Consider the following 19,922-nt stretch of genomic DNA (forward strand, 5'->3'; position numbering starts at 1 on the left):
GATAAAAAGACATTGCGGGTCTGCAATGTCTTTTTACTATTACTCTTTTCCATTCTATCTACTGCTCATCGTAATATTGCTGAGCACCTGGGTGAAGGTCGATGGACATGCCATCCTGTGCAGTATCGAGTGTCACTTCTTCCCCACGGACGTGTGCATTGCTCAGGTCGTCGAGATTTTCAAAGAGTGCTTTTGTCATTTCGTACATCTGATCATCCGGAATGTCATTCGATGCGATGACCATTGCCTGTACTGCTACTGTTGTAGCCGTACTGTCGAAGTTCTCATAGGCATCTGCTGGAATTTCGTGCTGAGTATAGTATGAGTATTCTTCAGTCAGTGAGTCGATTGCTTCCTGATCGAAGCTGACAAGTTTGACATCTGCACTTGCACTGAGTTCCTGGATGGCACCTGTCGGCGTACCCGCTGTTACGAAGGCTGCATCGACGTTTCCATCCTGTAGGTTCGTTGAAGCGTCAGCAAAATCAAGGTACTGTGCATCGACATCAGATTCGCTGAGACCGTGCGCTTCGAGAATCTGTGTTGCATTGGCCTCTGTACCAGAGCCCACATCCCCGATTGCGACACGCATACCTTCCAGATCGGAAACGGATTCGATTCCGGAATCAGCAAGTGTGACAAGCTGGATTGTCTCCGGATAGAGCGTAAGCACCCCGCTGTAGTTTTCCAGCGGTTCTTCGAACATGTTCGTACCTTCTACACCATAATATGCGATATCATTCTGTACGAGTGCAAGCTGGGCTTCCCCATTGTTGAGCTGTTCCGCGTTGGATACGGAAGCACCGGAAGATACACCTGTTGCAGAAACATCCTCAAGCTGGGAATCAATGATATCCGCCATTGCAACACCGATCGGGAAGTACACCCCTGCTTCCCCACCAGTCAGTACTGTAATGTTTTCAACCCAGCCTTCACCGGAAGCGCCATCGCCGGAAGATTCACCTTCCTCAGTCGTTTCGTCTTCAGTCGTCTCTTCTCCGCCATCACCACCGCTATCTCCACCGCATGCTGCAAGGACAAAGGACAACGTAAGCATCAGTACCAGTAACCATGAAAATTTTTTCATACCCTACTCCCCTTTGTAAATTTTTTCTTTACTTACTGATTATTGTAACATAAAAACGCTTGCAATAAATTAAATATTACAAATTATTGACTCATTAAAAAAGCACCCGCTTTTCCGGGGTGCTTCATTTGGATGTCGTCGTCCATTCCCTGCTGTTCCGATACCTTTTTGTATGGGCGTATATGTTGTCCCCTGCGTAGTCCTCATTCGTATAGACGGTTATATCGAAATATTTTCCCTGCTCGGAGAAAGGCTCCTCCATATAGACGTCCCTCAGATGGCTGAAGAGATTCTTCATCCCATCCATCTTCAGGCTCGGATATTCCCTCAGGACCCGCTTCTGGAGCTGGCCGTTGTGCTCAGTCACTTCCTGGACGACGATGACGAAAGTCTCATCCTCCCGGATCACATCATCAAAAATATTGGTCTGTCCGTAATCCCGCATATTATCATTCCTCCCTATAGTTCCGATCTCAGTTCCCAGAGTTCCTTGAAGAAATAATCATCAATCACACGCTTCAGGTAATTGACACCGGAGCTGCCTCCAGTCCCCTTTTTGAAGCCGATGATGCGTTCGACCGTCTTCATGTGCCTGAACCGCCACTGGCTGTACAGGTCTTCCACATCCACAAGTTTCTCCAGCATCTCATAGAGTTCAAAATATTCATCGGTGTTCAGGTAGATCTGCTTGAATGCCTCCTTGACCGACGCGTTCGGCACATAGGACTCCGTCACATCACGCTCAAGCACTTCCTCGTCTATTACGAAGCCGGCCCTGGCGACAGCCCGGATGGCCTCATCATAGATGCTCGGTTTTTTGAGCTGTGCCTTCAGCATATCATGGACGACCGAATCCTTCTCATATATCTTCAGGGCGTGTGTCGTCTTATAGCCGAGACTGAACTCCATCATGCGGTTCTGGTACGACTGGAAACCTGATGCGTTGCCAAGGCTGTCGCGGAATTTCAGGTAGTCGCTCGGCGTCATCGTCGAGAGGACATCCCACGCTGAAATGATCTGTCTCTGGATGTTCGTCACCCGTGCCAGCTTTTTGAATGCCATCCTGAAGTCGTCGTCCTGGATATCCGATATTGCGGAGTTTATTTCATGGATGATCAGCTTCATCCATAGTTCCGATACCTGGTGGATGATGATGAAAAGCGTCTCATCATGCTGATCTGTCATCGTATTCTGCGAGAATAGAATGCGGTCGAGGCTCAGATATTCGCTGTATGTCATATCCTTCAGGAAATCCGTCTTTACATCTTCCCCGCTGATCGTATGATCCTGGAAGTCACTCATCACCGAACCCTCCTCTATACCGCAGTGCTGCACGTACAGGTGAGCCATCGGCGCCCTGGAGCTTCAATGGCAGCGCCACAAAGTCATAGTAGCCCGGTTCCACCTCATCCAATACTGCATTCTCCAGAATCATGATATCCCGTTCATACAACAGATGGTGGATATCCAGCGTCTTCGAATCGATTGCGTCAACCGAAGTGACGTCAATGCCAAAGAGCTTGATGCCACAGGAAGCCATGTATTCGACCGCACGCTTCTCAAGCACCGGAATCGAATCGGGAAAAATAGTACGCTCGGTCCGACGTTTCGTCTTGAGCAGCAGGGTGGTCCCCTCAATCCTGTAGGGTTCAATGTCCTCCAAGGTGACGGTCTCCCCTCCGCCCACTTCAATTACGGTTGCCCCGCCGATATAACGGTTGATGTCCAGCGCCTCCACCGTTGCGCCTCTATCATCAAAATGGAACGGTGCATCAATGTGGGTCCCGATATGGGTGCTCGTCTCGATCTTCCCTATATTGACTGACCCGCTCTCCGCCTTCGTCACCGTGCGTGCGTAACTGAACGGCGTATCCTCCGGCCAATGGGCGATCCTGTCATCGAGCGTCTGTGTAATGTCCTGCCACATCATGCAATCACCCCCCGTTTGTTATCAAATTGTTCATACAGCCGGTCATCCATGATCTCCTTCAGGATCATCACGGTATGATGGACATCTTCAAATGAATTGTATAGCGCAACCGGCGCAATCCTCACGTAGCTTGGTGCCCTGAAATCGGGAATCACACCCTTGGACTTCAGGGCCGCATTGATGCCTGCTGCCTGCGGGTGGCCGATCAGTATGTGTCCGCCCCGGGTGTCATGACTCTTTGGCGTAACGATGTCGATATCATGATCCTTGAGGACGTCTTCAATCATTCCGATCATGAAATCCGTCAGTTCGAGGGACTTTTGCCGTATATTTCCGATTCCGGCTTCGTCGAACATTTCCAGTGCACCGAGAAGCGGCGCCATGGAAAATATATGCGGCGTGCCTACCTGGTATTGGCTGATGTCTGAGGCCTGGTCGAAAGTGTGCTTCATGTCGAACTGCGTCTCCTTGTTGTTGCCGAACCATCCTTTAAGGCTTACCGGATGGTGTTGATGTTTCTCATTCACGTACAGGCCCGCCACAGACCCGGGTCCGCCATTCAGATGCTTATATGTACACCATACAGCGAAATCCACATCCCATGCTTTCAGCTGGTGCGGGACGGAACCGATGGAGTGGCAGAGGTCGAACCCGATGACGATTCCTTTTTCATGTGCTTTCCGTGTCAGCTTTTCCATCTCCAATACTTGACCGCTGCGGTAGAGTACAGAGGGCAGCAGTATCAATGCGATGCTCTCGTCCATCATATCGATGATCCGGTCGGTAGCCAGCAAGTGCCCATCGTCAGAAGGTACCTTCACCATGCCATCGCCGTATCCGTAGTCTTCAAGTATCGACTGCACCGCATAGATGTCAGACGGAAAGTTCAAGTCGTCGACCAGTATTCTATACCGTTCATCCGTCGGACGATAGAGGGTCCGGATGGTCTGGTGGATATTCATCGTCGTGGAACTGGTCGCCAGAACCTCCTGGCTTTCAGCTCCAACAAGGTCCGCCATCATCGCCCCGATCCTTTCACTCATGTAGAACCATGGCCGCTCCCCTCGGGTCCAGCCGTCAATCCCGTGATTCTTCCAGTCCGCCATCACATCAAGCATGCTCTGCTCCGAACGCCTGCTCATCAATCCGAGTGAATTCCCATCCATATAGTAGACAGCATCCCCCAGATAGAATTCCTCCTTGTACTTTGCCAGTGCATCCCGTTCATCCTTACGGCGCGCCTTTTCCAGCCATTGATTCATATAATGCCTCCCAGTATCTTTAGCATGTAAGCCTTTTCTTTTATTATACAGTGATTTTATCACATGAAAAGCCTCATGAGTGCCTGCTTCCCATGTCTTTGATACAATGGAAACATAAAACTGTTGATAAGGAGAATCCATCTATGCAGGAAATCAAAGGGAAATATGCTGTAATCACAGGGGGCACACGAGGCATCGGCCTTGCCACCGCCCACGCGCTCGCCGAGGAAGGTGTAAACATTGCCGTGATTGGACGCAATCCGGACACACTGAAAGATGCTGTCGGCGAGCTCCAGAAACATGGTGTCCAGGTCGTCGCCCTGAATGGGGATGTTTCAAACAAGGAAGATGTGGACCGCATGCTGGACGAAGTCAACGACGCGTTCGGACGCATCGACATTCTGATCAACAATGCAGGCATCATGAATCACACTACTTTCCTCGACAGTTCTGAAGAGGACCTCCGCAAAATGATGGATGTGAACGTGTTCGGCATCTATCATATGATGCATGGCATCCTGCCGATGATGAAGCAGCAGGGCCAGGGGGATGTCATCAACATATCCTCGATGTCCGGCTTGAAAGGAACGAAGGGCAGCTCCCTCTATTCTGCCACTAAGTTTGCTGTCATCGGCATGACTGAAGGTGTCATGCAGGAAATGCGCCAGCATAACATCCGGGTCTCCTACCTGACGCCGTCCGCAGTCCTCACCGACCTGATCGGGGAGACGGGGCTGAAGGAAGAGACGATGACCCACGCGGAGGATATGGCAGACATCATCGTCAGCCAGCTCAAACTGAATCCGAGGACCTTCATCAAGACAAGCCAGATGTGGGCCACCAATCCCACACCGAAAGACCAATAGCAAATAATTTGTAAGGAAGTGATTGTATGGCAGGACCGGCACTCAGACAACTGCATGCACATAGAGCAATCCATGACGCAAGCCTGGGAGGTGCAGAAGACCACGTCGCCGATATGAAAATCCTATTGAATAAACTCGAGCACAAGGAACTTGCCGAGGAGATGCAGTCGTTCATCGAATATGTCGAGCAGCGTATACTGACCCATGCAGACAGTGAAGAAGAAGATAACGGCCTATATGAGGAGGCAGTCAACAAGAACCCGGACCTCCATGATAAGGTGCAGCATCTGACACGCGACCATGACCTGATGCGCATCATGATCGAACGCATGAAGGAAGAGCTGGCGAAGGACGAAGTCGATTTCCAGAAACTCATCGACTATTCCGTTTCCATCATCATCGTGGATGAAATCCATTCACGGGATGAGGAAAGCTTCCTGCTCGCAGAATAGAAATAAGCCTGATCCAAATAAATGGATCAGGCTTATTTTTTGCTTTTTCTTACCTACTGTTGCTTGCTCACATGCCATATTTCTGTTGCATACTCTTCGAGCGTCCTGTCGGAAGAGAATTTGCCAGCATTGGCCATGTTGATGAACCCTTTCCTGTAGAATGCTTTCTGATCTTTGAAATCATTGGCAATCTGGTCCTGAGCCTGACGGTAGCTTTCGAAGTCCTCAAGAATGAAGTACTGGTCCTCCGCGGTCAGACTGTTGTATAGGTCCTGGAACATGCCAGTATTATTGTCGTTGAAAGTGCCGTCGATGAGGGACTCCACTACCTGTTCCAAACCTTCTGTCCGTTCCATCGCTGCAACAGGATCGTAGTTGCCCCGCTTTGCCACGACTTCCTCGACTTCCATGCCGAAGATGTAGTTGTTCTCTTTCCCTGCCTCTTCAACGATTTCAACATTGGCGCCATCCATCGTGCCTACTGTAACGGCGCCATTCAACATGAACTTCATATTGCCTGTGCCTGAAGCTTCTTTCCCTGCAAGGGAAATCTGTTCAGATACATCTGCAGCCGGGAACAGCCTCTCAGCATAGGATACACCATAATTTTCGACAAAGACGACCTTAATGATGCCGTTCACATCGGAATCGGTATTCACCTTGCCGGCAAGCTCATTGATGTACTTGATGATTGCTTTGGCAATGTAGTATCCGGGAGCCGCTTTTGCACCAAAGATGAATGTGCGTTTCGTCCACTCCCCATCAGGGTCCGCCTTGATGCGGTTGTACAGATCTGCAATATAGAATGCCATCATCAGCTGGCGTTTATATTCATGCAGGCGTTTGATCTGGATATCGAAGATGGAGTCCGGATCGATGTCCACTTCTTCATGGAACTGGATGTACTCGGAAAGCTCCTGTTTCTTTTCCCGTTTGATGTCGATGAAGCGCTCCAGCACTGCCTCATCGTCCTGCATCGGTTCAAGGCCCTTCAGCTGTTCGAGTGATGTCACCCACTCCTTCGAACCGAGAAGGTCGGTGATCATACCACTCAGTTGGGGATTGGACTGGAGCAGCCATCTCCTCTGAGTGATACCGTTGGTCTTATTGAGTATCCGGTCCGGGAACATGTCATGCCATGATTTCAGGACATCCGTCTTGAGCAGATCGGTGTGGATTGCGGCCACCCCATTCACTGCCCGCGTTGCATAGATCGACATGAATGCCATGTGGATGGAGTTGCCCTGTATGATCAGGAAGTTGTGCCATTCATCCTTGTCGACCTGCCACTCCTTCAACTCCCTCACAAGACGGGCATTGATTTCTTCTATATATGGATAAAGGTTCGGAAGTACTGATGTGAAAAGTCCCTTATCCCATACTTCCAATGCTTCTGCAAGCAGCGTATGGTTTGTATACGCCATGGATTTCTGTGTGATGTCGAACGCCCTTTCAAAATCGACACCCTCCTTTTCGAGCAGTCGTATGAGCTCCGGTATGGCGAGTGCCGGGTGTGTATCATTCAGCTGAATCGAATGCAGTTTGGAGAAATCATCGAAGCTCTTATGACCTTCCGCCTTGAAGTTATCCATAAGGTCCTGCAGGGATGCCGATGTGAAGAAATATTGCTGCTTCAGCCTCAGTTTCTTGCCTTCATTCGTCGAATCATTCGGATACAGTATACGTGAAATCGTCTCCGCTTCGTTCTGTGCCTTGACGGAGTCGATATACTTCCCTTCATCAAAAGCCTGGAAATCGAACTTGTGGATGGCTTCCGCCTTCCATAGGCGCAGTGTATTGATTGTGTCCCCGCCGTAGCCGACGATCGGCATGTCATAAGGGACAGCCTCCACCTTGTCATTGTCGCTGAATTCGACGATTACTGCATCGTTACTGTTCTTTATCAGCCATGGATTGTCGTGCTCGAGCCATGGATCGGCCTCTTCAACCTGGAATCCGTTCACAAAATTCTGCTTGAAGATTCCATACTGGTAGAGGATGCCATAGCCGGAGAGCGGATAGTCGAGTGTCGCTCCAGAATCAAGGAAACACGCAGCCAGACGGCCGAGTCCTCCGTTTCCGAGTCCTGCATCGTCTTCAGCATCTTCCAATGCATTATAGTCGACCCCCATCTCCTCCAGAGTCCGTTTGACTTCCCCGTCTATGCCCAGGTTTACGAGATTGTTGCTCAGCGCCCGTCCCATGAGGAATTCAGCAGACAGGTAATAGGCCTGCTTCTTTTTTCTGAATTTACTCTTTGATTCAATCCATTCAGGCACAAGATACTCCATGACAGCATTGCCGACCACATTGAATTGTTCTTTTTCGTTCAGTTCGTAAAATGATTCCCCGTGACTTTCATAGGCTTTGCCTTCAATCCTATCCTTGAGTTGTAGTGATGTCATAGTGACCTCCCGTATCGTTCATTAAGATTTTTAAGTTGCTTACTGTGCTCTTTCTTCAGTGCATCCTGTGTCAGCCGCCATTCCCAGTTGCCTCCAATGGTCGATGGTACATTGAAGCGGGCTGAGTCATCAAGACCCAGCAGATCCTGCACAGGGATGATTGCCAGATTGGACGAGGATGCAAAGACGCCCCGGATCAGTCCGTTGACATACCCTTCCTCTTCGGTGAGGTTCAGATAGCTGCGTGCTGCTTCAACAGCTTCTTCATCTGCACTGTCAAGCCATCCCTGCATCGTCTGGGTGTCATGGTTGCCCGTATAGGCGATGGTATGCCCTGTGTAGTTGTGGGGAAGATAGCCATCTTCACCACCGAAACCGAATTGCAGCACCTTCATGCCGGGATATCCCGTCTCTTCGATCAGATCACGCACTTCCTGGGTCAGGAAACCAAGGTCTTCAGCGAGGATTTCCTTGTCTCCCAGCGCTTCCCTGATGGCTCTGAAGAGGGACATGCCAGGTCCTTTGACCCATTCGCCATTCTCAGCGGTCTCATCTTCAGCCGGCACTTGCCAATATGCTTCGAAACCACGGAAATGGTCGATGCGGACAGCATCATAAAGACGGAAACTTTCCTCCACACGGCGTATCCACCAGTGATAGCCCTCCTTCTCCATCTGCTCCCAGTCGTAGATCGGGTTGCCCCAGAGCTGTCCTGTGTCACTCATCATATCAGGAGGGACGCCTGCGACGACGCTCGGCTTCAAGTTCTCCTTCAGCTTATAGAGGTCCGGGCGCGACCAGACATCCGCACTGTCTGCCGCGACATAGATCGGAATATCACCGATGATCCTTATGCCTTTCCGGTTGGCGTAACGTTTCAGGTCCCCCCAATGTTCAAAGAAAAGATACTGTGTGAAGATCCAGAAATGTCTTTCCTTCCTGTTCCCTTCGTAAAAAGCCTCCAGCACCTCCCTTTTCCGAAGGCGGTAGCGCTCCGGCCATTCCGTCCAGGCGATGTTCCCATGCGCCTTCTTGATGGCCATGAACGTCGCGAAGTCGGGCAGCCAATCTTCATGTTCGGCCGCAAAGCCCTCCAGCTCCTTCTCTACTTCAGGATAGGCACGCTCAAACGCCTTATCGAGCAATGCCATCTTCCCTTCATATAATTTCGCATAGTCCACGTATTCCTCATCTTCTCCCAAGTCTGTACGGACAATTTCCGACTGCTTCAACCAGCCCGCTTCCACCAGCCGATCCAAATTTATGAAGTACGGGTTGCCGGCAAAGGCGGAGAAGCTCTGGTACGGTGAATCCCCAAAACTCGTGATGCCGAGCGGCAATATCTGCCAATACTTCGTTCCTGTCATGGAGAGGAAATCGACGAAGGCATAGGCATCTTCTCCAAAATCACCAATACCGTATTTCCCAGGTAATGAGGATACATGCAGCAGCAGTCCGCTTGAACGCTTTTCCATAAGGTCCCCCCTCTTTTATGCAAACGTTTGCATTTCCATAATTCCATTATAACATATATACTGGGCATACATATATACTGGGCATTAAATAATCTTATGATGGAATGCCACCGCCATCCCCTGCAGGAGGAATGACAGTTGAACCGATACCATACATTGCTTTTCGATCTGGATGATACGCTGCTCGACTTCGGAAGGGCCGAACAGACTGCACTTAGAAAGGTGCTGTCCCATTTTGGCATTGAGGCCACACCAGAACTGTTTCAGCGCTACAGCAAAATTAACAGGGCACATTGGGAAATGCTTGAGCGCAACGAACTTTCCAAAAATGAAGTGCTCTCCTACAGACATGAACGATTTTTCAAATCACTCGGCAAGGAGGTCGACGGTGCCACGATCGATCAGCTCTACAGGAACGCCGTTGCAGAGCATGGGCATCATCTTTTTGATGGGGCGCTTGAAATAGTGGAAGAACTCTCATGGACATACCGCCTGTTCATCATCACTAACGGAGTTAAGGAGACACAGCAGAAACGTCTGCACCGCTCGGGGCTGGGACCCTATTTTTCTGAGGTTTTCATCAGTGAGGACGTGGGATATCCGAAACCGATGAAGGCGTTCTTCGATCATGTCGGAGCACGCATCGAAGATTTCGACAGCAGCAGGGCATTGATCATCGGGGATTCGCTCACCTCGGATATAAAAGGCGGGCATAACAGCAATATCGATACATGCTGGTACAATCCGCTCGGTAGATCCAACCCCTTTTCTTTTTCCCCTCACTACGAAATTAAACAATTAAATGAAATACATCAGATTCTGACGAACCGGCCATTCTAGTCCGGTTCTTTTTAGGTTTGACTAAATTAATTATTTAGGATAACCTAAATAAAAATGGCAGGAGGGATACCATGAATAAAATTCACCCGTTCTTCATTCTGGCTGCGTCCTTGATGCTGCTCATGGGATGCAGTGAAGCCGAAAGCAGCGAAGACGGCCGGCCTGATGTCGTCGTAACGACCACCTTCATATACGATATGGTCCAGGTCATCAGTGAAGATACTGATGCATTTGATACTTCCCTGGTCATCCCTGCCGGGGAGGATCCGCACATCTACCAGCCGAAGGCCAGTGACCTGAAGCTGATTCTGGAAGCTGACACTCTGATCTACCAGGGGTTGAACTTCGAAGGCCGCATGGTCGATGTACTGGATGAAGGTGTATCCGTCACAAAAAACTTCAGTGAAGACAAGCTGATGTTTGAAGGTGAAGGCGAAGCAGACCCACACTTCTGGTTTGACATCGACCTCTATAAATCGGCCACAAACACCGTCTATGAAACACTGGCGGAGGCATATCCCGAACACAGGGACACGTTCCTTCGAAACAGGGATGCATACTTCGAAGAATTGGATGCCCTCGATGCCTATGTCGGGGACCGCATCGAAGAGATCCCGCCGTCGTCCCGGCTGGTCATCACCCCGCATGACGCCTTCGGGTACCTGGCATCCAACTACGACCTCGAAGTCCATGCACCCCAGGGCATCTCCACCGACTCCGAAGTCTCGAACAGTACGATAGAAGAAACAGCCAACCTCATCATGTCCCGGGACATCAAAGCCATATTTGTGGAAACCACTACAAACCCGGATCAGATGAAACGGCTTCAGGAAATCATCGACTCCAGAGGAGGCGCCGTTGAAGTCGTCGGAAGCGAAGGAGAAGCACTCCTATCCGACTCGCTCGCCCAGGAAGGGGACAGCGGTGATACGTACATCAGCATGTTCAGGCACAATATCGATACGATTACCGAGCACCTGAAATAGAGGAGGAAAATATATGACACCACTCATCACTGTAAAGGACCTGAATGTCGCCTACCATGAGAAACCGGCATTATGGCACGTCAACATGTCGATACAGGAAAACAGCAGGACTGCCATAGTCGGTCCCAACGGTGCCGGCAAGTCGACACTCATCAAATCGATCATGAAGCTGATCCGCCCCGTATCCGGAAAGATTGAAATTGAAGGACGGGATGCCAGACATGCGCTGAAGCGCGTAGCATATGTGCCCCAGAAAGGCGAAGTGAACTGGGATTTTCCAGCCACTGTCCTGGATGTCGTCCTGATGGGCCGCTATGTCCATAAAGGATGGATCAAGCGGCCGAACAGAAAGGATGAAAGCATCGCGCTGTCCGCGCTGGAGACGATGAAGATGGAAGGCTTCAGAAACCGTCAGATATCCGAGCTTTCGGGCGGCCAGAAGCAGCGTGTATTCATTGCCCGCGCCATCGCCCAGGATGCAGACATATACATCATGGACGAACCTCTGCAGGGGATCGACATCACCACCGAAAAGCTGATCATCGATATAATGAAGCAGCTCCAACAGGAAGGCAAGACGTTCATCGTCGTCCACCACCATCTGGATACGGTGGAAGAATACTTCGACCATGTCGTCATACTGAACAAGACCGTCATTGCGGAAGGCACTATCGGCTCCGTATGGAATAGGAAAAACATCAACAGGGCCTACTATGAGATGAGTCGTGCCCATGATTGATATATTATCCGGCTACACCTTCCTCATCGTCGCATTCGGCACTGTCATACTGGCCTTTGCATCGGGCATCATCGGAACCGTCAGTGTAATCAAGGGCCAAAGTCTGATCGGAGATGCCGTCGGTCATGCCACCTTCCCCGGCATCGTGATTGCCTTCATGCTCGTCGGCATCCGAGACACACTTTCTCTCGCACTCGGAGCCCTGATACTCGGCATCGTTGCATTCTTGACCATCCAGCTCATTACGGAGCATTCCAAAATCACACTGGACAGTGCACTTGCACTTGTACTATCCTCATTCTTTGGACTTGGCATGGCGTTGATGAGCTTTGTCCAGGGGAACCCGGATTTTGACGGGACGCAGGGCCTTTCCGATTATATATTCGGCCAGGCCGCCTACATGCTGAGGAGTGATGTGTATCTCATAATCGCTGCCTCCATCCTGAGCCTGCTCATATTTTCACTGTTCTACCAGCAGATTAAAATATATATATTCGACCCCATATACAGCCGCAGCATCGGAATCAGCAATCCCTTGATGAACTTCATGGTTCTGGCCATCACAATCACACTGATTGCGGTAGGTCTCAAGGCTGTCGGAGCCATCCTCATCGTCAACCTGCTGATCGCCCCTGCGGTGATCGGCCAGCTGTGGTCGGACCGTTTTTTGAATGTACTGCTCATTGCCGGCACTACAGGTGCCATCGCGGCATTCATCGGCACCTATATCAGCACGGCCGGGGATGATATCGCCACAGGGCCTGCAATCATACTTGTATTGTCCGCCTTCGTCGTCTTTTCCATGCTCTTTTCAAGGAAAGGACTGCTCAGACGCAGCATCCATAGAAGGAAGTTTGGTGAACGCACATGATGATCGAAGTCCTTTTTGTACTCATCGTGACAGCGATGGCGACCAGCCTGCTTGGTGTATTCCTTGTACTGCGCGGCATGGCCATGGTGACGGACGCGATCAGCCATACGATACTGCTCGGCATCGTCCTCGCATTCTTCATCACGAATGATATCCGTTCGCCATGGCTCATCATTGCAGCAAGCCTCGTCGGTGTGCTCACCGTCTATATCATAGAACTGGTCTCGCAGACCCGGCTGATCCGTCAGGATGCTGCCATCGGGTTCGTTTTCACCGCTCTTTTCGCCGTCGCCATCATTCTCGTTTCGAAATATGCCGGTGATGTCCATCTGGACATGGATGTCGTACTCATGGGCGAAGTCATCTTTGCACCATTCAACCGTATCGAGATTTTCGGCCTCAGCATTCCGAATGCGCTGTGGCAGCTCTCGATCATACTGCTCATCAATATTGCATTCGTCCTATTGTTCTACAAGGAGCTGAAGATTACGAGCTTTGATCCGAAATTTGCATATATTGCCGGCTTCTCAGTCGCATTCATCCACTATGCACTGATGACACTCGTATCCGTCACCGCCGTCGCTGCCTTCGATGCAGTAGGATCGATCCTCGTCATCAATTTCTTCGTCGCCCCTGCGCTTACCGCCTATCTTCTTGTCAGGCGCATGGGGACGATGATCATTCTCGCCCTGTCTTTTGCAGTCCTGAACAGTGTCGCCGGCTACTATACAAGCCTCTACTTCGACCTGTCCGTAGCAGGCACGACATCCTTCATTGCACTGATCACATTCATGATCGTGTTCCTGTTCAATTCCAACGGATGGGTCAGCAGCTTTGTCCAGAAGACACGCCAGAAAAAGCAGTTCAATCGTGCAATGATACTGATGCTTCTGAATGAAAAGTCCCATGAATCTTTGACACAGGAAGAGATCATGTCACATTTCAACCTGACGCCAAAGCGGTTCAACCGTCACATCGATCACTTGCTGATGAATGAATACATTGAAAAGCATAATAAGAACTACAGGCTGACACAGCGGGGTGTCGAATTCACCCACTATACGCGCATCAAATATGAACTGCCTGAAATGAATGACCACTATTGAGGAATGGAGGGGTGGATGTGAGTCCCACTAAAGAAGACTACTTGAAGATACTGTTCGAACTCGGCGGCAGGACCGAACAGGTCCCCAACAAGGAGATAGCCAGCCGCTTGAATATTTCCCCACCCACCGTGACAGAGATGATGCACAGTCTCGTCAAGGCTGGATGGGTCGCCTATACACCCTATAAAGGCAGCAAGCTGACCAGGGAAGGAACGGAATACGCGAAGAAACTGATAAGGAAGCATCGTCTGTGGGAAGTGTTCCTTGTGAAACATCTCGGCTTCCCGATCAACGAGGTCCATACGGAAGCTGAACTTCTGGAACATTCAACAAGTTCTGTGCTTGCGGATAGACTTGAAGACTACCTCGGGAATCCTTCACACTGCCCCCACGGGGGTGTCATCTCGATCGATCATATGGATGACCAGGAAGCGAGCACGATACATCTGACGGAAGCGGAAATCGGCGCACCCGTCCGCATCTCCCGAATCGTCGATGACGAAAAACTTCACCACTACTTTAAAAATCATGACTTGAAGATCGGTGACCCGATTACAGTCACAGACAGGGATAGTGGACTCGACCTCCTTACAGTCCAGCATGGAACAACCGGGAAGGAAATCCAGGTCAGTCAGACGGTCGCCCAGTATCTTTTTGTTGAGAATATATAATATAAGAAGCCTTCTCCCATCAGGGGAGAAGGCTTCTACAATTTCATTGAATTTTTACTTTCCCTGTCCGTCCTTGATCCACTTGGCGGTTTCGACGGTGCGTTTCGCCTGATGCTTCACCGCTTCTTCAATATCTTCCACGATGCCATCTTCGCCTGCTGTTGCAGACACACCGTAAGGATTTCCTCCGGATGCAAACTGTACAGGGTCTGTATAGCCAGGAGGCACGATGATTGCACCCCAGTGGGCCATCGTTTTATAGATGGACAATACTGTCGCTTCCTGTCCACCGTGGGAGTTCTGTGCAGAGGACATGGCACTGACCACTTTATTGACCAGCTTGCCCTGACCCCAAAGTCCCCCGGTCGTATCGATGAACGCACGGAATTGGGATGCTTCCACCCCAAAGCGCGTCGGTGCACTGAAGATGATGGCATCTGCCCAGTCCAGATCTTCAGTCGTCGCCTCTTCCACATCCTGCGTCTTCTCGTAATGTTCTTTCCAAGCAGGGTTCTGCTCTATCGCTTCCATCGGTGCCGTCTCAGGCACTCTGCGCAATCTTACATTCGCGCCAACACTCTTACCTGCTTCTTCAGCCCATTGGGCCATCTGATGATTGGTACCAGTCGAACTATAATAGACTATTGCCAGATTCAGTTCTGCCATGATATCTCTCCTTTGTAAGAATGGTGTCACGGATAAGATACGCTATATCGAAACATTCTTCCCCAGCTTCTTGAGCAGTTCGATCAATTGTGCCTTCTCTTTCGGATCGAGGCCATCCGCCGCCTGTTCCAGGCGCTCGGCATGCTCAGGGAATATCTTATCCATCAACGCTTGTCCTCTACCCGTGAGTGAAACGTATGAAACACGGCGGTCCGCTTCATACTGCTCCTTTTTGACATAGTCCTCCTTCTCGAGGTTATTGACCACGTAGGTGATTGAGCTCGAGGATATCAGCACTTTCTCCCCGATGTGCTGTACCTGCTGTGGCCCTTTGCTGTAGAGGAGTTCCAATACAGCGAAGGCCGTCGGGTTGAGGCCATGTGTACGCATATCCTTGAATGCTTCCGTCTGGAAAGCATTGAATGCATGGTGGAGGACGACATAGAGTTTCAGGGAGAGTTCCCTGTTATTCGACGCTTTCATTTCTTCACTTCTCCATTCATCTAAAATTCCATCCGAATCGAATGGATGAACCTTGATATCATTGTATTATACCCCAACACACATCTGGTATATAAATTTCATGTTTTAATATGTTAGCATAGTGTATATGTTAATTGAATGTAAAAAATAAAATAAGTTAGGAGAATATCTATGTCGAACAAACCGAAGCGCAAAGAGTTCAAGACGATAGACTGGAAAATTTTCCTGCCTTCTGTACTCTTCATCCTGGCACTCAGTATTCCATTCTCCCTCTATGAATCGGAGTCACTGGAACTGCTCAATGGCATCTTCGATCAGATCGTTTCCTCCTTCGGCTGGGGTTATATCTGGTATGCGACGATCCTGCTTGCTGCAGGCCTCTACCTGTCCTTTTCCAAATATGGGCAGGTTGTACTTGGTGAACCGGACGAAAAACCCCGGTTTTCATTGTTCTCATATGCCTCCATCCTGATTGCCATGGGGCTCGGCTCCACAATCATGAGAACCGGTATGGTGCAGTGGGCTGAAGTGGCGAACAATCCACCATTCGGCATCGAACCGGGCTCCGGGGAGTCCTTCCTTTGGGGCAACGCCTACGCGATGTACATGTGGAGCTTCCAGATCTTTTCAATATTCGTAATGACGGCTCCGGCCATCGCATACATCATCCACGTAAAAAAACGACCGATGATGCGCATATCCGAGGCGACGCGGGTGATTTTTGGTGATCGGTTCACCGACGGCGTCGGCGGCATCCTCATTGACATCCTATTCCTTGTAAGCATCCTCTCAGGTGCCGCAGTGACACTTGGACTCGGGACACCGATCATTACATCCAACCTTGCCGCACTGCTGGACACTGAAGTGACGTTTACAATGACCATGATCGTAACGTTCATCTGGGTTGCACTATTCTCATTGAGTGCCTACCTCGGGATAGAGAAAGGGATACGGCGCCTCAGTCTGTTGAACATGTACCTGGCTGCATTTCTGGCCATCTTCATACTTATCGTCGGTCCTGGAATCTTCATCATGGACTTCTTCACCGATACCATCGGCCACCTGCTGAACAACTATCTCACATACTCGTTCTTCACCGATTCAGTAGCAGTGGAACAGACAGCCCATATGAGAAGTCATATGATCTTCTGGATTGCCTATAGTGCCACGTGGGCCATGCTTCACAGTGTGTTTGCAGCCAAGATTTCACGTGGCCGGACAATAAAGGAAATGATCCTGACCTACCTCCTGGCACCGACTGCACTTTCCTGGGTCGCGACAGGCGTACTCGGAGGCATTGGGGTGCACAGACAGAAGAATGGTGAGCTTGACGTTCTGGCACTCGCCCAGGAACAGGAAGCTGTACAGATAATTCCTGATATCCTGCAGACCCTCCCCATGTCCGGACTCGTCATGGTGCTCTATATCATCATGGCGATGATCTTCCTGACTACGACACTCGACTCCACCACATTCACCATTGCCGCCTATACCAGCAAGGAGGATATGAGTGAACAGGATCCATCGAAGTTCCTGAGGATATTCGTCGCTTTCGTCATCACAGGACTGGCACTTGTGCTGATGCAGATCGGCGGACTTGCACCGCTTGAAGTCGTCTCGGGCATGATGGGACTGCCGATCATCATCCTTCAGTTCCTGACCATCTATGCCGTCAAGAAGATGATTGACGAAGACGAAGCATGGAAATACAATATCAGAAAGCCGACAAGCGACGATGTCGATGTCTACGGATACAAGAAATAGCACAAAGAAAGCGCGAACCTGCACTTGCAGGTTCGCGCTTTTCAATGTGCCGCTACTGGCTGACTTCTTTTCCGAGGAAGGATTTGAGCATCCAGTTGTTCTTTTCGATATCCGTGATCATGCCGATGAAGATATCTGCCGTACGATCATCCCCGGCATCTTCTGCGATTTTTCTGCCTTCATCCAGTTCCTTGATGACAGTATCATAGTCCTGTGCAAGCTGCCTTACCATCTCATTTGCGTCAATGTCGTACTCCGCTTCCTTGACGCTTGCCTTCTCGATGGCATCCGACTGCTTCCCGATCGGCTCTCCTCCGATTGCAAGCAGCCTTTCCGCGAGTTCATCCACATAAGTTGACGCGGTGTCATAGAGCTCTTCGAATTTGTCATGCAGGGAGAAGAAGTTGTGCCCTTTTACATACCAATGATAGTTATGAAGTTTCGTCCATAGTACTGTAAAATTGGCGACCTGTAGATTGAGTGCTTCCCTTACTTCCTGCTTATTGTCTGAATTAGCCATCCATTATCACCTATCCTTTATTGTAATCATGATAACTATACCCTGGGCGGAACTGTTCAAACGCGTGCGCTACGGCTTCAAATATTCGTCACAGTATGGAATAATCCAGCACCTGATAGGTCCGGTTGTCGATTTTTCCAATCATTCCATCCGCTTCGAGCTTCTTGAAAATACGAGTCAATGTCTCCGGCTGCATGCTCAAATATGAAGAGAGGTCCTTCTTCGTCATTTTGAGTCTCAGGAAGTCTTCGTCATCGACATGGGTGCGTATATATTCGATCAGACGCTCCTCACTGTTCATCAATGCAATGTTCGTCGCCTGCTGCTCCACTTCATTCAGCCGTGTCGAGAACCGTTCGATGATCTTGATGCCGATATCCGGATATTCCTTGAGCAGGACATAGAGGTCTGCCTTCCTGATTTCACACACCCTTGAATCCTGCACTATCTCCGCATAGGAATCATGCAGCTTCTCGCCCCCAAAAAGCGCCAGTTCACCCGTAAAGTCACCCGGCAGCAGCACCCTGATGAGCTGCTCCTTCCCTTCCTCATTCAGCCGGTATATCCTGATCTTTCCACGATGGAGGACGAACAGCGAATCTTTCGGGTCTCCTGCCATATAAAGGTGATCATTCTTTTCGTAAGACCGGGATTCCACTTTCTCATATACTTCATTCATTTCCCCTTCAGTAAGATGATTGAAGATCGGTACTTTCCTGACACACATCTTATGATTGCCATGACTTGCTGCCAAATTATCTCCTCCCCGTTCAACACTCTCTTTTCTTACTGCTTATTCTGCTGTTCCAATATCCCATCCACTTCTCATTATAAACCAAGGGGACAGTTTAAAAATTGATGGCAGTCAATGATTCCTGAAAATAAAAAAGAACCGCCATATATGCGGTTCCCTGATGATGCTTGAGCGGTTCTCCTGTAATACGCTATTTGATCAGCCCGGCCATTTGCAGACCATGCAGAATGCCGTCTTCATCCACGTCTTTGGTGATATATTTTGCATGGGACTTCACCTTGTCCGCTGCATTGCCCATGGCGAAGCTGTGATGGACGGTACTCAGCATTTCAAGGTCGTTCGGTCCGTCCCCGAATGCATACTGCCTGTCGGCAGGCAGTCCGAGGCGCTCGATCACCTTCTCAATCCCATTGGCCTTCGATCCGCCCTTAGGCAGCACATCCACAGACACAGGATGCCATCTGATGAAGTCGAAGGCATCGTAGGCCGCTTCGTACTGCTGCTCCTCCCCTTCCGGACAGAACAGCAGTGTCTGGTACAGTTCCTTCACCTCATGATAGCTCGGATCATGTCCCGGCATCATATCGAGCTTCAAGGTCGATATGCCTTCCGTAATGTACTCGTGCTCCGGAACATTGGACATCATGTCATCTTCGTTCAGATAGACGACCGGATGATCGTTCTCGAGCGCTTCCTCAGTCATCCTATCCAACGCCTTTGCATCGAGAGGGTTCTTGTAGATGACTTCTCCTTCCAGCACCACATACTGGCCGTTGAAGCTGACGTATGTTTCGATGCCGAGCGATTCCCTGAGTTCCTTGAACATGAACGGTGCCCGTCCCGTCGCGATCGCTACTATATGACCAGCATCCTGCAACTCCCCTACTGCACGCCTTGTCGATTCCGGCAGTTTCTTTTCCCGGTTCAGTAATGTGCCATCAATATCAAAGAAAATTATGCTTTTGTCCTTCATCCACTGCACCTCATCCTGAATTTTTTATAATTTTAGATCACTCTCATCATACATTATGAAAAGCCTTCCATG

At 49.9% G+C, this 19,922-nt stretch carries 21 protein-coding genes; 9 read left to right on the top strand and 12 right to left on the bottom strand.

Going from position 1 to position 19,922, the window contains the following annotated elements; all coding sequences use genetic code 11:
• Nucleotides 1-58 precede the first annotated feature (58 nt).
• From EDC33_RS11065 to kynU, 5 genes are all read right to left on the bottom strand, one after another.
• Complete coding sequence (locus EDC33_RS11065) at nucleotides 59-1,087, bottom strand: TAXI family TRAP transporter solute-binding subunit (protein ID WP_124011244.1); 1,029 nt, start codon at nucleotides 1,085-1,087, stop codon at nucleotides 59-61.
• 124 nt (nucleotides 1,088-1,211) lie between these two features.
• A complete protein-coding gene (locus EDC33_RS11070) occupies nucleotides 1,212-1,532 on the bottom strand; it encodes a hypothetical protein (protein ID WP_094907236.1) in 321 nt (106 codons plus the stop codon).
• Between the two features lie 14 nt (nucleotides 1,533-1,546).
• The gene (locus EDC33_RS11075; protein WP_124011245.1) at nucleotides 1,547-2,389 is read right to left on the bottom strand and encodes a tryptophan 2,3-dioxygenase; all 843 of its coding nucleotides are present in this window, start codon (nucleotides 2,387-2,389) and stop codon (nucleotides 1,547-1,549) included.
• Complete coding sequence (locus EDC33_RS11080; protein ID WP_094907238.1) at nucleotides 2,382-3,017, bottom strand: cyclase family protein; 636 nt, start codon at nucleotides 3,015-3,017, stop codon at nucleotides 2,382-2,384. The genes EDC33_RS11075 and EDC33_RS11080 overlap by 8 nt, the downstream gene beginning before the upstream one ends.
• Nucleotides 3,014-4,279 carry a kynureninase gene (kynU, locus tag EDC33_RS11085; RefSeq protein WP_124011246.1) on the bottom strand — a complete coding sequence of 422 codons (1,266 nt, stop codon included), beginning with the start codon at nucleotides 4,277-4,279 and terminating at the stop codon, nucleotides 3,014-3,016. Before kynU ends, EDC33_RS11080 begins: the two co-directional genes overlap by 4 nt.
• Before the next feature lie 143 nt (nucleotides 4,280-4,422).
• On the opposite strand from kynU, the gene EDC33_RS11090 reads away from it, so the two are divergent.
• The gene (locus tag EDC33_RS11090; protein ID WP_040105295.1) at nucleotides 4,423-5,145 is read left to right on the top strand and encodes an SDR family NAD(P)-dependent oxidoreductase; all 723 of its coding nucleotides are present in this window, start codon (nucleotides 4,423-4,425) and stop codon (nucleotides 5,143-5,145) included.
• 26 nt (nucleotides 5,146-5,171) lie between these two features.
• The gene (locus EDC33_RS11095) at nucleotides 5,172-5,597 is read left to right on the top strand and encodes a hypothetical protein (RefSeq protein WP_094907241.1); all 426 of its coding nucleotides are present in this window, start codon (nucleotides 5,172-5,174) and stop codon (nucleotides 5,595-5,597) included.
• A 53-nt stretch (nucleotides 5,598-5,650) separates the two neighbouring features.
• Here the strand turns inward: EDC33_RS11095 and EDC33_RS11100 are convergent, their stop codons facing one another.
• Entirely contained in the window at nucleotides 5,651-8,002 is a 2,352-nt protein-coding gene (locus EDC33_RS11100; RefSeq protein ID WP_124011247.1) for a glycogen/starch/alpha-glucan phosphorylase, read from the bottom strand.
• On the bottom strand, nucleotides 7,999-9,477 hold the full coding sequence (malQ, locus tag EDC33_RS11105) for a 4-alpha-glucanotransferase (RefSeq protein ID WP_124011248.1): 1,479 nt from the start codon (nucleotides 9,475-9,477) through the stop codon (nucleotides 7,999-8,001). Before malQ ends, EDC33_RS11100 begins: the two co-directional genes overlap by 4 nt.
• A 138-nt stretch (nucleotides 9,478-9,615) precedes the next feature.
• Here malQ and EDC33_RS11110 point away from each other — a divergent pair, with 138 nt between their 5' ends.
• From EDC33_RS11110 to EDC33_RS11135, 6 genes are all read left to right on the top strand, one after another.
• Complete coding sequence (locus EDC33_RS11110) at nucleotides 9,616-10,317, top strand: YjjG family noncanonical pyrimidine nucleotidase (RefSeq protein WP_124011249.1); 702 nt, start codon at nucleotides 9,616-9,618, stop codon at nucleotides 10,315-10,317.
• Between the two features lie 71 nt (nucleotides 10,318-10,388).
• Entirely contained in the window at nucleotides 10,389-11,303 is a 915-nt protein-coding gene (locus tag EDC33_RS11115; RefSeq protein ID WP_124011250.1) for a metal ABC transporter solute-binding protein, Zn/Mn family, read from the top strand.
• 13 nt (nucleotides 11,304-11,316) lie between these two features.
• A complete protein-coding gene (locus tag EDC33_RS11120; RefSeq protein WP_124011251.1) occupies nucleotides 11,317-12,042 on the top strand; it encodes a metal ABC transporter ATP-binding protein in 726 nt (241 codons plus the stop codon).
• Entirely contained in the window at nucleotides 12,035-12,913 is an 879-nt protein-coding gene (locus tag EDC33_RS11125; RefSeq protein ID WP_188358218.1) for a metal ABC transporter permease, read from the top strand. The genes EDC33_RS11120 and EDC33_RS11125 overlap by 8 nt, the downstream gene beginning before the upstream one ends.
• On the top strand, nucleotides 12,910-14,019 hold the full coding sequence (locus EDC33_RS11130) for a metal ABC transporter permease (RefSeq protein ID WP_229716765.1): 1,110 nt from the start codon (nucleotides 12,910-12,912) through the stop codon (nucleotides 14,017-14,019). Before EDC33_RS11125 ends, EDC33_RS11130 begins: the two co-directional genes overlap by 4 nt.
• 17 nt (nucleotides 14,020-14,036) lie before the next feature.
• Nucleotides 14,037-14,690: a metal-dependent transcriptional regulator gene (locus EDC33_RS11135; RefSeq protein ID WP_124011252.1), complete on the top strand. Its 654-nt coding sequence runs from the start codon at nucleotides 14,037-14,039 to the stop codon at nucleotides 14,688-14,690.
• Nucleotides 14,691-14,744: 54 nt separating this feature from the next.
• Here the strand turns inward: EDC33_RS11135 and wrbA are convergent, their stop codons facing one another.
• Both wrbA and EDC33_RS11145 read right to left on the bottom strand, forming a co-directional pair.
• On the bottom strand, nucleotides 14,745-15,356 hold the full coding sequence (gene wrbA, locus EDC33_RS11140; protein WP_040105304.1) for an NAD(P)H:quinone oxidoreductase: 612 nt from the start codon (nucleotides 15,354-15,356) through the stop codon (nucleotides 14,745-14,747).
• A gap of 42 nt (nucleotides 15,357-15,398) precedes the next feature.
• Entirely contained in the window at nucleotides 15,399-15,839 is a 441-nt protein-coding gene (locus EDC33_RS11145) for a MarR family winged helix-turn-helix transcriptional regulator (protein ID WP_094907249.1), read from the bottom strand.
• A 171-nt stretch (nucleotides 15,840-16,010) separates the two neighbouring features.
• Between EDC33_RS11145 and EDC33_RS11150 the strand changes: the two genes are divergently transcribed.
• A complete protein-coding gene (locus EDC33_RS11150) occupies nucleotides 16,011-17,603 on the top strand; it encodes a BCCT family transporter (protein ID WP_124011253.1) in 1,593 nt (530 codons plus the stop codon).
• A gap of 52 nt (nucleotides 17,604-17,655) precedes the next feature.
• Here the strand turns inward: EDC33_RS11150 and EDC33_RS11155 are convergent, their stop codons facing one another.
• The 3 genes from EDC33_RS11155 to EDC33_RS11165 all read right to left on the bottom strand — a co-directional run bounded on the left by EDC33_RS11155 (nucleotide 17,656) and on the right by EDC33_RS11165 (nucleotide 19,850).
• Nucleotides 17,656-18,123 (bottom strand): Dps family protein, encoded by a 468-nt coding sequence (locus tag EDC33_RS11155; RefSeq protein ID WP_040105307.1) that lies wholly within the window; start codon nucleotides 18,121-18,123, stop codon nucleotides 17,656-17,658.
• 88 nt (nucleotides 18,124-18,211) lie between these two features.
• Nucleotides 18,212-18,877 carry a Crp/Fnr family transcriptional regulator gene (locus EDC33_RS11160; protein ID WP_229716764.1) on the bottom strand — a complete coding sequence of 222 codons (666 nt, stop codon included), beginning with the start codon at nucleotides 18,875-18,877 and terminating at the stop codon, nucleotides 18,212-18,214.
• A 190-nt stretch (nucleotides 18,878-19,067) separates the two neighbouring features.
• Nucleotides 19,068-19,850 carry a Cof-type HAD-IIB family hydrolase gene (locus tag EDC33_RS11165; protein ID WP_124011254.1) on the bottom strand — a complete coding sequence of 261 codons (783 nt, stop codon included), beginning with the start codon at nucleotides 19,848-19,850 and terminating at the stop codon, nucleotides 19,068-19,070.
• Nucleotides 19,851-19,922: the final 72 nt, after the last annotated feature.

The organism is Salinicoccus roseus (genome assembly GCF_003814515.1).
Classification (GTDB): domain Bacteria; phylum Bacillota; class Bacilli; order Staphylococcales; family Salinicoccaceae; genus Salinicoccus; species Salinicoccus roseus.